Annotated in this window: 11 protein-coding genes and 1 pseudogene; 7 read left to right on the forward strand and 5 right to left on the reverse strand. The window is 62.7% G+C overall.

Annotated elements, in window-relative coordinates; all coding sequences use genetic code 11:
* Positions 1-3: 3 nt before the first annotated feature.
* From AB7U46_RS03965 to AB7U46_RS03995, 7 genes and pseudogenes are all read left to right on the forward strand, one after another.
* Complete coding sequence (locus AB7U46_RS03965; RefSeq protein ID WP_428335633.1) at positions 4-363, forward strand: hypothetical protein; 360 nt, start codon at positions 4-6, stop codon at positions 361-363.
* Entirely contained in the window at positions 360-971 is a 612-nt protein-coding gene (locus AB7U46_RS03970) for a MotE family protein (protein ID WP_428335634.1), read from the forward strand. Before AB7U46_RS03965 ends, AB7U46_RS03970 begins: the two co-directional genes overlap by 4 nt.
* 61 nt (positions 972-1,032) lie before the next feature.
* Positions 1,033-1,902: a flagellar motor stator protein MotA gene (gene motA / locus AB7U46_RS03975; RefSeq protein WP_428335635.1), complete on the forward strand. Its 870-nt coding sequence runs from the start codon at positions 1,033-1,035 to the stop codon at positions 1,900-1,902.
* Positions 1,899-4,148: a hypothetical protein gene (locus tag AB7U46_RS03980; protein ID WP_428335636.1), complete on the forward strand. Its 2,250-nt coding sequence runs from the start codon at positions 1,899-1,901 to the stop codon at positions 4,146-4,148. Before motA ends, AB7U46_RS03980 begins: the two co-directional genes overlap by 4 nt.
* Before the next feature lie 664 nt (positions 4,149-4,812).
* Positions 4,813-4,947 (forward strand): hypothetical protein, encoded by a 135-nt coding sequence (locus AB7U46_RS03985; RefSeq protein WP_428335637.1) that lies wholly within the window; start codon positions 4,813-4,815, stop codon positions 4,945-4,947.
* 293 nt (positions 4,948-5,240) lie between these two features.
* The gene (locus AB7U46_RS03990) at positions 5,241-6,674 is read left to right on the forward strand and encodes a mannose-1-phosphate guanylyltransferase/mannose-6-phosphate isomerase (RefSeq protein WP_428335638.1); all 1,434 of its coding nucleotides are present in this window, start codon (positions 5,241-5,243) and stop codon (positions 6,672-6,674) included.
* 533 nt (positions 6,675-7,207) lie between these two features.
* Positions 7,208-7,992 (forward strand): annotated as a pseudogene (locus AB7U46_RS03995) (integrase core domain-containing protein); the annotation flags it as partial.
* Between the two features lie 157 nt (positions 7,993-8,149).
* On the opposite strand, the gene AB7U46_RS04000 reads toward AB7U46_RS03995, so the two are convergent.
* From AB7U46_RS04000 to AB7U46_RS04020, 5 genes are all read right to left on the reverse strand, one after another.
* Positions 8,150-9,247, reverse strand: a complete 1,098-nt coding sequence (locus AB7U46_RS04000) for a flagellar basal body P-ring protein FlgI (protein ID WP_428335639.1) — start codon at positions 9,245-9,247, stop codon at positions 8,150-8,152.
* The gene (locus AB7U46_RS04005; RefSeq protein WP_428335640.1) at positions 9,247-10,260 is read right to left on the reverse strand and encodes a flagellin; all 1,014 of its coding nucleotides are present in this window, start codon (positions 10,258-10,260) and stop codon (positions 9,247-9,249) included. Before AB7U46_RS04005 ends, AB7U46_RS04000 begins: the two co-directional genes overlap by 1 nt.
* A gap of 1 nt (position 10,261) precedes the next feature.
* Positions 10,262-11,716 carry a flagellar hook-associated protein FlgK gene (flgK, locus tag AB7U46_RS04010; protein ID WP_428335641.1) on the reverse strand — a complete coding sequence of 485 codons (1,455 nt, stop codon included), beginning with the start codon at positions 11,714-11,716 and terminating at the stop codon, positions 10,262-10,264.
* Between the two features lie 27 nt (positions 11,717-11,743).
* Positions 11,744-13,084 (reverse strand): flagellar hook protein FlgE, encoded by a 1,341-nt coding sequence (locus AB7U46_RS04015; protein ID WP_428335642.1) that lies wholly within the window; start codon positions 13,082-13,084, stop codon positions 11,744-11,746.
* A 104-nt stretch (positions 13,085-13,188) separates the two neighbouring features.
* Positions 13,189-14,040 carry a flagellar motor protein MotB gene (locus tag AB7U46_RS04020; protein WP_428335643.1) on the reverse strand — a complete coding sequence of 284 codons (852 nt, stop codon included), beginning with the start codon at positions 14,038-14,040 and terminating at the stop codon, positions 13,189-13,191.
* Positions 14,041-14,050 lie beyond the last annotated feature (10 nt).

Genomic DNA, 14,050 nt, shown 5'->3' on the forward strand with positions numbered 1-14,050 from the left:
CCGATGCAGTATATTGCCGACATTCTGATGGGCCTCGGCGCACTCGGCGCCATGATCTACTGCCTGGTGCTCGGACGGCGGCTGAAGCGGTTCAATCAGCTCGAAAACGGCATGGGCGGGGCGATCGCCGTCCTTTCCGCCCAGGTCGACGACATGACCAAGGCGCTGAACCGCGCCCAAGCCACGGCGGCGACCTCGGCAGACCAGCTCAAGGCCCTGACCGAACGCGCCGAGCAATCCGCGCAACGGCTCGAGCTCATGATCGCCGCGCTGCACGAAGCCCCCGAAAGCGAGGGGGAGGCGCGGCGCTATCGCGTCCTGCGCCGCCGCCACCGCCACGGAGATCTGGAGGCGGCGGAATGAAGACGACCGCCAAGAAACCTGCCACAGCTTTGAAACAAAAAGCAAAACGGCCACGCCGCGGCCTCGGTCGCTTGAGCCTGGCGATCATCGTCGCCCTATTTGCGAGCTCCGCCGCGATTCGCTTCGGCAACGGCATCGGCCTTGCCTTCGCTTTCGGCTCCGACAAGGCCCCCTCAAATGCGCTGGCCTGCGCGAATGACCCCGGCACGGCCGCGCTGCTGAGTGCGCTGCAGGACCGAGAAAAAAAGATCACAGAGCGCGAGGGAATCCTCGCCGATCGGACGCAGGCGCTCAATCTTGCCGACAAGCGCATCCAGGAACGCCTCGCCGCCCTTGTGGCCGCCGAGGACGAATTGTCGCGCACAGTCGCAATCGCAGATCGCGCCGCCACCGACGACGTCACGCGCCTCGTCACCGTTTACGAGAACATGAAACCGAAGCAGGCGGCACCGCTCTTTGCGGCGATGTCTCCAGAGTTCGCCGCAGGCTTCCTTGCGCGGATGCGCCCGGATGCGGCGGCCGCGGTTCTCGCCAATCTCGATCCGACCACGGCCTACTCGATCAGCGCGATCATGGCCGGCCGAAATGCCGGCGCTCCGGAAAAGTGACGCGCTGAGCATTTGTTAAACGAGTTCTGGCAAGCTGCGCCGGAACGTACGGAGAACGCATATGATTGGCATCGTCGGCATCGTCATCATCTTCGCGATGGTCTTCGGAGGCTACATCGCAGGCGGCGGTCACATGGAGGTGATCATCGAGGCGGTGCCCTTTGAAATGATCACCATCGGCGGTGCGGCAGTCGGCTCCTTTGCCCTGTCCAACGACATGGCCTCGATCAAACACACGCTCAAGGACATCGGAAAGGTGTTCAAGGGGGTGAAATGGAAACCCTCGGATTATCGCGATCTGCTCTGCCTGCTTTTCGAGCTGATCCGGCTCGCAAGGCAGAACCCAGTCGCGATCGAGGAACATATCGAGGCGCCGGAAAATTCGTCGATCTTCGGAAAATATCCAAAAATTCTGAAGGATCACGAGGCGATCGAAATGATCTGCGACACGATGCGATCCGCCTCGATGAACTACGACGACCCGCACCAAGTCGAGGAGGTGCTCGAGAAACAGCTCGACGCCAACTATCAGCACGCGATGCATTCGAGCCACGCGATCCAGTCTGTCGCCGATGCCATGCCAGCGCTCGGCATCGTCGCCGCTGTGCTCGGCGTGATCAAGACCATGGGCTCCATCGACCAACCACCTGAAATTCTTGGAGAAATGATCGGCGGCGCACTCGTCGGAACCTTCCTCGGCGTGTTCATGGCCTATGGCTTTGTCGCGCCCTTCGCGATGCGCATCAAATCGGTGATCGACGAGGACAGCCATTTCTACAAGCTGATCCGCGAGGTTCTGGTCGCCAATCTCTATAATCACGCAACCAACATCTGCATCGAGGTCGGGCGTCAGAACACACCCCACCACATCCGCCCGAGCTTCTCGGAGCTCGAGGAAGCGCTCAAGGCGGTGAAATCGGAGGCAGCATGAGGCTCCACCTTCTCCTCATCCTGGTGCTGATCGGACTGGCGGCACCGGCGACGGCCCAGCAGATCTCCGTGAAATCGGGGGAGCATGCCGATTTCTCTCGACTCGTCTTCATGTTTCCACGTGGCACCGCCTGGAACCTCGAACCCGTCGACGGAGGCCTGCGTCTCACGACGCCCGGCAAGTCCTTCCGGTATGACGTGTCGCAGGTCTTTCGCCTGATCCCACGTGACCGCGTCAATGCGATCACCCCGGATTTCGCCGATTCGGCGGTGATGATCGCCACGCCACCGAATGTGCGCCCCCAGACATTCCAACTCCAGAATGGCGCTCTGGTGCTCGACCTGCGCGATGGCACCGGCGAAACCGCCGCGATGGCGACAGCCCCTCCCGCTGCATATCGCCCTCCGCGCCAAGAAGACCATCTCGATCTCTACTGGCGCGGAATCGCGCCGCCCTCTGGAATGGATTCCGAGCCACAGGTTCCAACCGAACAACCCGACATCCTGCTGTTCGCTCCGAAGGCGCGCGACCCGCGAGTTGAACAGGCGGAAACGGAGCTGCTCGCGCAACTTGGTCGGGCGGCGTCGCAGGGTTTGATCACAATGCAGATCCCGCCGAAGGCCGCCGAACAAAGCGCCGCGGAGACCTTTGCCGAGGATGCCGCCCTCCCCACAGAAAAGAACGGCCTCGCGCCTCATATCGCGCTACATTCCGAAACCGTCGTCGATCGCGACACAGCCGCGCAATGGCCCGGAACAGAACTCAGCAATTCGGGCACGGTCTGCCTGCCTGACGCCGATTTCGACCTCAAGGCTTGGCTCGACGAGACGCCTGCGGGAGAACAGATCTCCGCCGCTCGCCGAGACCTGGTCGGCGAGTTCGACCGTCCCCGACGCGATGCCATCCGCAGGCTTGGCCGCATCTATGTCGCGCTCGGCTTCGGCGCCGAGTCCAGGGCCCTCTACCACAGCTTCGGCATCTCGCCCGACACGGATCCGGGAACGATGCTGATCGCCGATCTACTCGACGAGAAACCAGTCTCGTCGCAAAATCCCATTCTCACGATGACGAATTGCGACGGCAAGGTCGCACTCTGGTCCCTGCTCGCCCATACCGCCCCCCCCGCCCGCACGGACGTGAATTTCGGGGCCGTCATGCGCGGCTTCGGCGCGCTCCCGATCCACATGCGCGAGCGTTTCGGCCCCGATCTCATCGAGCGGCTGATCGGCATGGGTGCGACGGACCTCGCGCGCACGGCCCGCGCCTCGCTTTCGCGAGCACCCGGTGATCACGGCGAGGCCCTGGACATGATGAACGCCGATATCGACCTGAGCGAAGGGAAGACACGCGATGCCGAACATCGTCTGGAGAAGGTCTCCCAGACGGATACCGTGCACGCTCCGGAAGCCTTGATCAAATATGCCGAGACGCGGCTTTCCGGAGGCTTGCCCCTCGATCAGGGGACGATCGACAATATCGGGGCCATCGCGCATGAGCTTGACGGCACGGAAACGGGCTGGCGCCTGATCCGGACCCAAATCCTGGGCCTTGCGTCGATCGGCTCCTATCCTGCGGCGTTTGCCCAGCTCGACAAATGGCCCGGAGAGACTGAACCAGAGTTGCGCCAGAAAACACTCAGGGATCTTTATGATCTGCTTGCAAAGGTGCCGGACGACACGCTTTTCCTGACCAGCTACTTCGCCCGCCTGACGGAGGCACAGGCGTCCCAGCTGCCCGACACACTCCAGTTGACGCTTGCCGACCGCCTTTCAAAGCTCGGCTTCGCGAAACCAGCGAATGATATTCTCTCTGCCCAGGTCAAAGCCACGACCGCTGGAAAGCTGTCGCTCGCACGCGCCGCGCTTGCGGACAACGATGCGGCAGCCGCCCTTGTGTATCTCGATGGGATCGACTCTCAGGAGGCCGCGCATCTTCGGGGACAGGCGCTCGGCATGCTCGGCGAGCATTTCGATGCCATGGGGGCCTTCGAACATTCCGGTGACCAGAATGCCGCCCTCGCAGAGGCCTGGCGGAGCGGAGACTGGACCACCGTCGCGAGCAAAGGCACAGAATCGCAACGAAAACTGCTGGAACTCTACGAACTCGATGCCGCGACCGCAGCGCCTCTGCCCTCCGGCACCTCGGAAGAGGACGGCCTTTTGCGCAGGTCAACGGATCTTCTTGCCCAGAGCGCAGCCGAGCGCAACGCATTGGAACAGCTTCTGAAAGATTACTCTCTCGACTAAAAACTGGCCGACCTGAGACCCGCCTTACCTTCGGTTTTGCGGAGAACCCGTCGGCATGTTTCAGGCCCCAAGCGGCCTGCACTTACGGTCTCGTTTTCATGGCGACTTCCTCTGGCGTGAGATTGCCGAGGGATGCGTGTGGTCCGCAAACCCGAGAGGGATGTATTGGCCACCGGCGCCAAGGATTCCCGACTGCAGTCGTCGATGACAGCCAACACCCTGAACCGCCGACCATCGGTGAAGGCATCCGTGACGAAATTCAGGCTCCATCCCTCGTTGACACGTTCCGACACCAGCATCGGGCGTCGCATGCCCAAAGTACGCTACAGACTGCCACGCTTGCAAACCTGCAACTGTTCCTCGCGGTAAAGCCGCCGGATCTTCTTCTGGTTCACCTGCCAGCCTTGACGCGCGAACATCACATGCGGGGCCCCCCACAAGGTGTTCGAAGGGCGGGCCGCGCCTTTCGCTACCAGATCGGCCGCGGCACGACCGAGGGCATGACGATCGACGCGCGCGCAGGGCGCGAGACACCTTCACCGCCCGTCTCGAGCTGAGCGCGGAGGGGTGCGACTATGCCTATCTCACCGGCGAGGTCGGCAAGCAGGCGCGCTATGCGCAGCCCTATGAGCGCAAGGCCACGATCGCCGATGCGCTTTATGAAGTGGGCGGGGGGCTCACCACGGCGAAATCGAACCCGAAGGAGATCTATATCCTGCGCGGTTCGGACAACCCGCTCGAATATGACGCGATCACGCCCTCGCTGATCGTCTCCTCGGTGAACGCCGCGGCGAACTGAGCCGGATAGCGAAAGGGGCGCCCGATCGGCGCCCCTTCTCTTCAGCGCGATCACGCCGTCGCGTCTCTGTTGGTGGTCGAAGGCGTGGAATTCGTGCTGCCGCTGCCGCCCGCCGCACGCGCTCCGAAGCCGAGAAATCGTCCGCGCCGGTGAGGGCTTTCGCCCCCCATGAAACTCCACCCCGTTCCTGAGGCGCAGGAAATGTCGGCCCGCCCGGCGCACGCCGGAAGTTAGGAATTGTGGCAATGCAGCATTTATGGTTTTTCTAGAAAAACACTGCTGGCGGGCGCTGAATGATATATCCAACGATCCTGTGTGGCGGTTCCGGTACGCGCCTCTGGCCCCTGTCCCGCAAGAGCTATCCCAAGCAATTCGTGCCGCTCCTGAGCAATGAAACGCTGTTCCAGGCCTCGGCGCTCCGGCTTGCGGGCGAGGGCTTCGCCGCGCCGCTGGTGCTGACGAATTCAGACTTCCGTTTCATCGTGACCGAGCAGCTGGCGGCGGTCGGCATTGATCCGGGTGCGGTGATCATCGAACCGGAGGGGCGCAACACCGCCCCCGCCGTGCTGGCCGCGGCGCTCTTTCTGCTGCGCAGCGATCCCGAGGCGGTGCTCCTCGTCGCGCCTTCGGATCACGCCATTCCCGATCCTGCGGGCTTCCGCGAGACGGTGATGCGCGGCCTCGAGGCAGTGGCCGAGCACCGCATCGTGACCTTCGGCATCACGCCCACCCGGCCCGAAACCGGCTATGGCTATCTCGAGCTGTCGGCCTTGCCCGATGACAGCGGCGCGCCGGTGGCGCTGACGCGCTTCGTCGAAAAGCCGCGGAAGGCGCACGCGGAGGCGATGCTGGCGGCGGGCAATTACCTCTGGAACGCCGGCATCTTCCTGTTCCGCGCCGCGGATATGATCGCGGCCTTCGAGGCCCATGCGCCCGAAGTTCTCGCCCCGGTGCAGGCGGCTCTCGCGGCGGCGCAGACGGATCTGGGCTTCCTGCGCCTCGCGCCCGGGCCCTGGGCGAAGGCCCCCAATGTGTCGCTCGACTATGCCGTGATGGAGCATGCGCCCAATCTTTCCGCCGCTCCCTATCGCGGCGCCTGGTCCGATATGGGCGGCTGGGATGCAGTCTGGGAAGAGGGGCCGCGCGATCGCGCCGAGGTGGGGCTTGCCGGCGCGGCCACTGCGATCGACTGCACCAACAGCCTGCTGCGTTCGGAGAGCGAGGGGGTCGAGCTTGTCGGTATCGGGCTCGACAACATCATCGCGGTCGCGATGGACGATGCCGTCCTGGTCGCCGACATGAGCCGTTCTCAGGATGTGAAGCTCGCGATCGAGGCGCTCCAGGCCAAGGGTGCCGGGCAAGCGGTGCACTTTCCGAAGGATCACCGCCCCTGGGGCTGGTTCGAAACCCTGGCCCTCGGGCAGCGTTTCCAGGTCAAGCGCATCGTCGTGCACCCGGGCGCGAGCCTGAGCCTGCAAAGCCATCATCACCGCTCGGAGCACTGGATCGTGGTGCAGGGCACGGCCAAGGTGACGGTCGACGACAAGGTGCAACTGGTGACCGAGAACCAGTCGATCTATGTGCCGCTCGGCTCCGTGCACCGGATGGAGAACCCCGGCAAGCTGCCGATGGTGCTGATCGAGGTGCAGACCGGCGCTTATCTCGGCGAGGACGACATCGTGCGCTACGAGGACGTCTACGCCCGAGGCCCGCGGACGAAGGGCTGACCGGTGCGTCTCCGCGGTATCGCCAGGAGGCAGGCAGCGAACCGGGAAGGCCCACGCGGCCCCTGATCCTCGGCATCAACCACGCCCCGCGATCACCTCAACGGCGGCCTGCACCACCGGATTGTCCGAGCCGCAAGCCGCCGCCGTCCACGAGGTGGAGGGGATCAGGCACAGCCCTTACCCTGCTGGCATGGCCGATGTTCACCTGTCGCCACAGACACGGGACACCGCAGGTGTGGAGTGCCCCCGAAGTTGACCGACATGCTGGTGCGGGGCCGGGATCGTGGCGAACGCCGCCGATCCAGAGACGGCACTGGTCGAGGAGATTCGCCGCGCCGGGATCGTGGTTCAGCCGGGCGGGGGAGGGCATGGGCATAATTCTCGGTCGCCTGCAGGACAACACATGCGGCGCGTTGGCACAAATGCCCAGGCGATGAAGAGATCATGATCTCGCCCGCGGTTTTTCCACCGAGGATTACAGGCCGCCGCGAATTAAACTGGGCACGATTCCGCTCGCGCAGTTATGAGAACACAGTAACGGACGTCTACGGTTCGGTTATCGGCGGCCTTCGTCCTGTTGCGCCGCGAGGGCGCCTTCGGGAATCCACAGGATCTGTCTGCTCTACCGCATGGATGGAGAAGGATTAGAAAACAGTCAGGGGACTTTTTCTCGACGACACCGAGGTGCGCAAACGGAAGTCTCGGCGCGAGGGCGCCGGAACGCGAACCCGATCTTGGGCGAGGCGAGGCCTAATGCGTGCGAGTCTCTGGATCTCGTCAATGGTCAGTGCGCCCAGAGGCTCAATGTAGTCGACGACGTCGCCCGCAGGTGCCTCGCGGCAATCCCGGCCCCTCAATCTCGGGACGCCGTGTGGCACGTGAACTGACAACCCTGATCGAGCGGCGTAGCAAACCCGGAATGATCGTCAGCGATAGCAGCACCGAACTGGTCAGTAACGCAATCTTAACCTTCGCTGCCGCGCACCAAACTGAATGGCACGGCATCGCGCCGGACAATCCGATGCGAGACACGGCTTCGTCGAAAGCTTCAACGGTCAGACGCCGGAGGAAATTCTCAACGAGGCCATATCCGCAACCTCGCCCTTGCGCAGATCTCAATCATTGCTTGGAGTGTCGACCACAATGCCGAACACCCCAACTCGACCGAGGACTTTCGGCCCCCAGCTAACCGCGCGTAGGCTCTCTGACCACCGCAATCGCCCCCATCCCCGCGCGACATGGAAGCGCCTCGGGCCAGGCGCATGCTCCCACTGCGCCGATCGACGTAAACACCAACCGGGCCCAGCTCGCAGCTTGATGAATGACACAGGGCAAGCCAGCGCGCACATCTGGTTGTTCTTGTCGAACAGGTCAGGCCTCCCAAGCAGCCTGTGATCCCCTCCTGTCTGCACGACCGGGAAACCAACCCGCGCGCGATTGGCCATCCGCCCGCAGCCAAGCGGACCGATCCGCACTCAATTCACGACGAACTCGGCATGGAGCGCACCTGCGGCGCTAATACTCTTGAGAATGTCGATCATGTCGCGAGGCGACACTCCAAGCGCGTTGAGCCCCGCAACAACATCCGAAAGGGAGCTCGTATCAGTGACTTCCGCCATGCGCGTCCCTGGCGCCTGCTCGATCGAGGCCGTGGTTCTGGGCACGACAACCGTCTCGCCGCGCGCGAAGGGATTGGGCTGAACAACCAGCGGGGCCTCCTGAACCCGCAACGTGAGATTTCCCTGGCTGACAGCGACATGCGAGATCCTCACGTCCTCACCCATCACGATCGTCCCGGACCTTTGATCCACGACAACACGCGCCTTTTGTTCCGGCTCAACATCAAGATTTTCGATTCTTCCGATGACATGCGCCGCCGATCTCATATGCGCCGCCCCGATGTCGAGCGAAACTGTGCCGGCGTCCTGCATCGTGGCGACGCGTTTGCCAAAAGTGCGATTGATCGCCTGCTCGATCCGGCCAGCCGTCGTGAAGTCCGGCTCGCGCAACGCAAGACGGATCGTCCCAAGACTATTCAGTTCGAAAGCGATTTCCCGTTCCACGCGCGCGCCGGACGGAATCATTCCAGAAGTCGGCACCCCTTGGACGACGGACGCCCCCTGCCCCTGAACGGAAGCCCCACCGGCAATGATCGCGCCTTGTGCAACGGCATAGATCTCACCATCCGCCGCATTGAGCGGGGTCATCACCAGGGTTCCCCCCAGAAGACTTTTTGCATCGCCGATTGCTGACACCGTAACGTCGATCTGGCCCCCCGCCCGTGCGAAGGGTGGCAAACTCGCCGTCACCAGCACCGCCGCAACGTTTTTAGGACGAAACTGCTCGCCAGTAACGTTAACACCAAGCCTTTCGAGAATATTGGACATGATCTCTTCGGTAAACGGAGCGTTGCGAATGCCGTCTCCCGTCCCGTTCAACCCTACGACCAGCCCGTATCCAACCAGGTCATTACCTCGCACCCCGTCGAACTCGACCAGATCCTTGATCCGGATCGGCGCCGATAATGAAACCGCCGGCAGGAGGGCAAGCAGAAGCGCAAACACGAAACGCATCAGAGATAATCCGTGAGAGACAGGCCCGTCAGCCGAGCCGTGAGGGTGTAAAGAGTTTCGAGTTGCGTCTGCACCGCTTCCAGCGCCGTCGCACTGTCATATTCGTCGATTCCGATCAGCTTGTTCTTCGCGATCGCCAGAGAAGACTTCTCGGCCGAGTTTCGTACCTGAGCGTCCGAAACGATTTCCTGAACGGTACCGAGCTCCGATCGAACCGTCGTCAGTTCTGCATCTGCCGTCGCGATCTGTTCGCCAGCCGCGCGCGTGAGCGTGGCGCGGACATCGATGTCGTCGGGCACCAGATTTTCAGAGACCAATGTCGCAAGTGCAAATCCCTTCAGCAGATTGCGCAGACTCGGATCCGCGGCCGTAAGCGAAAGATCCGCCCGATCGGTCTCGGACACTTGGGCCGGGGCAAGAGCCGTGTCACTTCCGTGATAGGAAAAATCGAGGAATCCCCCGCCACCGGTCGGTGCGTCGAACCAGTCATCGACAGCGGAAACGATATCCGTTGCGTTCGTCATGCCCGTGATCACGCCCGACAGGGCGGAAATGATGTCCTCGGAAGCCCCCAAGGGCGCCGTATCCGTTGTGTTCCCCGAAAACACATAGCGCCCTGCGACATTCACGTTCAGCGCGGAAACGATCGAGGCGAAACGCTGCGCAGCGTCACCGGTCACCGCATCGATCATGCTGGCCTGAGTCGTCGATGCCGACGAAATCATCGTCGCGCCGATCTGCGAAGCATGGTTCTGAATGAGTTCAAGCGCATCTTGCTGAGAACTCAAGAAGACATCGGCCTCGCTTGCGGATTGGCTGAAGGAATCGATGCGTCTCTGAGAACGATCGATCGCTGCCAGCGCGGTGAAGTCGCCCTTGACGGCTGCCCCGACGTCTTGCTGCACGCCCGACGCCAATTCCTGCGTCAACCGCGACATCGTCGTCTTGAGTTGAACATTGTGGCGGCGCAACAAATAGGTTTGCGCCATATCCCCGACGGAAACGTAGTTCATCTCACATCTCCAGAACGCGCTGCATCATTTCGTCGATTGCAGTGATGACCTTCGCATTCGCGGCATAGGCTTGCTGAACCTTAAGCAGCATCTGCATCTCGTAGTCGGTGTCCACGCCGTCAGCGAGCGTGAGCTCGGTCAAGGTCTCTTGCCTTGCGACGGCATAGCTTTGATCGAGCTCCGAAGACTGCCGTTTCGCGGACGCCGAGGACAGCAGATCCGCGACCAGCCCCGACGCACTCCGCAATGCGCTGCCAAACCCACCGGACGCGGGCGTGAAGGCTTCGGACAATGCCCCTGAAAGTGCATTCAGGAGCGATGCATCGCCCACCGCCCCTTCAGACGTTGCACCAATACCATCCCTCAGATGCCAGACCTCTCCGCCCTGCGCCGGGTCGACGATCGCATTGATCTGGATACGCCCGGCGAGGCCGGTTTCGTTCGCCGGATCGAAGGCACCTCCGCCGTCGGTGAAAAGCCCTGCATCGCCACTCGCCAGCGTGCTGTCGACGGAGGGATCGGCGAAGCGCTCGATCAAATTCCGCGCCACGGCGTCCAGCTGTTCCTGAGCCGCGGGCGCAAGTTCGTCCCGCACCGCGAAAGCCGCCCCCAACGTGCCGCCCCCGAAGGCGCCGTCATCGCTCGACGAAATCGGATGTCCGTTCAGGGTGAGACCGGACAGGGCGCCCGACTCGATGGTCATGTCGGCATTCATCACGCCGCTTTGCGTGAAACCGACCTCGGACGCGGAGCCGTCGAGCAGAATCGCTCCACCCGTCGTGTAGAGCGCAATCTGATTGTTATCGCGTGCTACGGTGCGAACCGGAACGATCTCGGCGATACGATCAACCAGTGCCTGGCGCTGATCCATCAGCCCAGCCGCATCGTTGCCGACCGAAATTTCCGAGGTAATCGTACGGTTCAGGACTTCGATCTTCTGCAGCGTGTCGTTCAGCGTACTGACCTGATCCGCGATCGAGTGATCGGCATCAAGGCGCACCTGCTGCAGGTCATCCGCGATCGTGTTGAGCTTGTCGGCCACGTTTCCCGCCGCGTTCACGGCCGTCGTGAGCCGCGCCGTGCTGTCGGGCATGCTGGCCGCCTCGATCAGGGATCCTTCGAGCTCCGACATCAGAGAGGAAAGCGATCCCTGGGTTTCGGGATCCCCCAGGGCACTTTCGAAACGGCTGTAGAAGTCGGTTCGAGCGGTCGTATTCGCCGCTTCCGCATCGGCGATGCGACGGTCCTGAAGCAACGATTCATTGACGACCCGGTTGACGCCGAGGATGCGCACCCCTCCCCCGTCGCCACCCAGTGTTTCCGAGGAGAGCGACAGCTCGCGGCGTGCGTAACCCTCGGTCATCGCATTGGCCGTGTTCGAGGAGATGATCTCTGCCATTCGGGACGATGCCGTCAGCCCCGACACGGCATTGTTCAGCGCACTCGACATACTCATCGCTCAACTCCTCTCAGCGCGCCGGGATCAGCGCTTGATATTCGTCGTTTCCTGCAGCATCTCATCCACGGTCTGGATCACCTTGGCATTCGAGGAATAGGCGCGCTGCGTCTGGATCAGGTTGGTCAGCTCCTGCGCGACATCGACCGCCGATCCCTCCCGGGCGTAGCCTTCCACCGTACCGGTCGGGCCGTCGCCCGCATCCCAGAGATAGAAGGATCCGGAGGTCGAGGAGACCTGGAACGTCTGGTTGTCGAGCGAGGTCAGGCCGTTCGGATTGGGCACATCGACGAGCGGGACCTGATAGACGGTCCGGATGAAGCCGGTGTCGTAGGTCGCCTTGATATAGCCGTTCTCGTCAATCTCGACGGCCGTGAGATTGCCGACAGGAGAGCCGTCCTTGGTGATCGAGGTCGGAGCGAAACTGTCGGAAAGCTGGGTCAGACCATTGGTGTCGCCGATCTTGCCGATGGTGAGCGTGATGTTCTGAAGCCCCTCCGCCACCGAAAGGTTCAGCGTGCCCGTCGTGGCATCATAGGCCGGGCTCGACGCATCGGGGACGACGCTCGAGAGGGTGCCGCCGTTGACACTCGTGTTGTCGAAGGTCAGCGTATAGGTTCCCATGATGCTTTCGTCGGCCGCCGTCGCCGGATCGTCGATCGTCGCGGAATCGCGGATCACCATCGTCCATTCGTTCGAGGAACCGGAAGCCGGGATGGTCGGCGTGAAGGAAACCTGAAGCGTCTCCGACGTTCCGAGATTTCCGAAATATTCGATCGACAGCGGAAGGGTATCGCCGTTTGCATCCGAATCCGTGTCGGTTGCAGGCAGATTGACGCCGAGGTTCATCACCGAGGTCGGATCGCCGGCGGTCTGATTCGCATTGATCACGACCGGCTGGAGCCCGGAAATCGTGTCACGCGGCATCGTCGATATCGAGCCATCCGCATTCGCCGGCCAGCCGAGCAGCACGAGGCCGGAATCGGTACGCAACACGCCATCGGCATCGGTGTGGAACGACCCCGTCGTGGTCATCATCAGCGGCTGGTCGCCCGTCGTGTTGTCGAGCGAGGCCGTGGTCGCGACCGGCAGGAAGCCGCGCCCGGAAACCGCGATATCCATCGCGTTCGTGGTCGAGACGAGCGATCCGCGCTCGTCGATCAGCCGGCTGGTGGAGGCGGTCACGCCACCGGCGGAATAGGTGCCGGCGCTGCGCGCCTGATTGAGCACCATGCTCTCGAAATCCGCCGTCGCCCGCTTGTAGCCGTAGGTGCCGGAGTTGGCGATGTTGTCGGAAATCGTCGCAAGGCGCGTGGCGTTCGCCGCCAGACCGGCGACCCCCGCGTTAAGCGAAGAAGAAATGGACATGAAAGCGCCTTTCTGCTGCTGTGTCCCTCGATCAGCCTGCAGAGTGCCGCACCCGGCGTTAAGATCAGCCTAACACCTAAAATCCTACAGATTTCTCCCGACACTCAGCGCCCGTTGCGCAGCAGAATCAGCTCGAGACGGTTGTTGCGGATCGCCATCGGCACCGGATCGGCCGGCTTGCGATCGGCAAAGCCGGAAACCCGCTCGATCCGCATCCGGTCGAAACCATCCCCCTCGAGCAACTGGCGCATCGCCTGCGCGCGCTCCGTCGAGAGATCCCACACCGGATTGACCTTGAGCACCGCGGGATAGGCGCGGGTATAGCCATTGATCGCCACGTTGTTCCTGGCCAGGCCGAAGACGCGCGTGAGCATCTGCGCGATCTCGTCGAGAATCGGCTCGGGCGTGGCGCTGTCGGGCGCGAAAAGCGGCTCGTCCTCGATGTCGAAGAACTCGACGATCAGCCCCTCGTCGGTCACGCGCGTGACGATATGGCGCGCCAGCTTGCTGCTCGCCATCGATTCGCCGCCGACGCCGATCAGCATCTTCTCGAGGTCGCGCGCGGTCTTGTCGAACTGCGCCTTTTCCTCATCCTGCGGTGTCGCGCTGGTGCCGCTCGAGCCGCGCGCCTGGCGCTCCTCGGTCGGGCGCTGCGCGGTGGCACCGGTGCCGGTCTGCGCGATCTCCTCTTCGGAAAAGACCGAGTCGCCGCCGAAGGCGCCCTCGCCCCCGCCCGAGATCCGGTTGATCGGGATCGTCGGATTGAAATAGTCCGCAATACCCTTGCGCTGCTTTTCGGTCGTCGCGTTCAACAGCCACATCAAGAGAAAGAAGGCCATCATCGCCGTGACGAAGTCGGCATAGGCCACTTTCCACGCCCCACCGTGGTGCCCGTCGCCGCCGACGACCTTCTTCCGTTTGATGATGACCGGCGCCGCGTTGTCGCGCGTGCCCATCCCACCACCT

This window comes from Paenirhodobacter sp. (assembly GCF_050177655.1).
Classification (GTDB): domain Bacteria; phylum Pseudomonadota; class Alphaproteobacteria; order Rhodobacterales; family Rhodobacteraceae; genus Rhodobacter.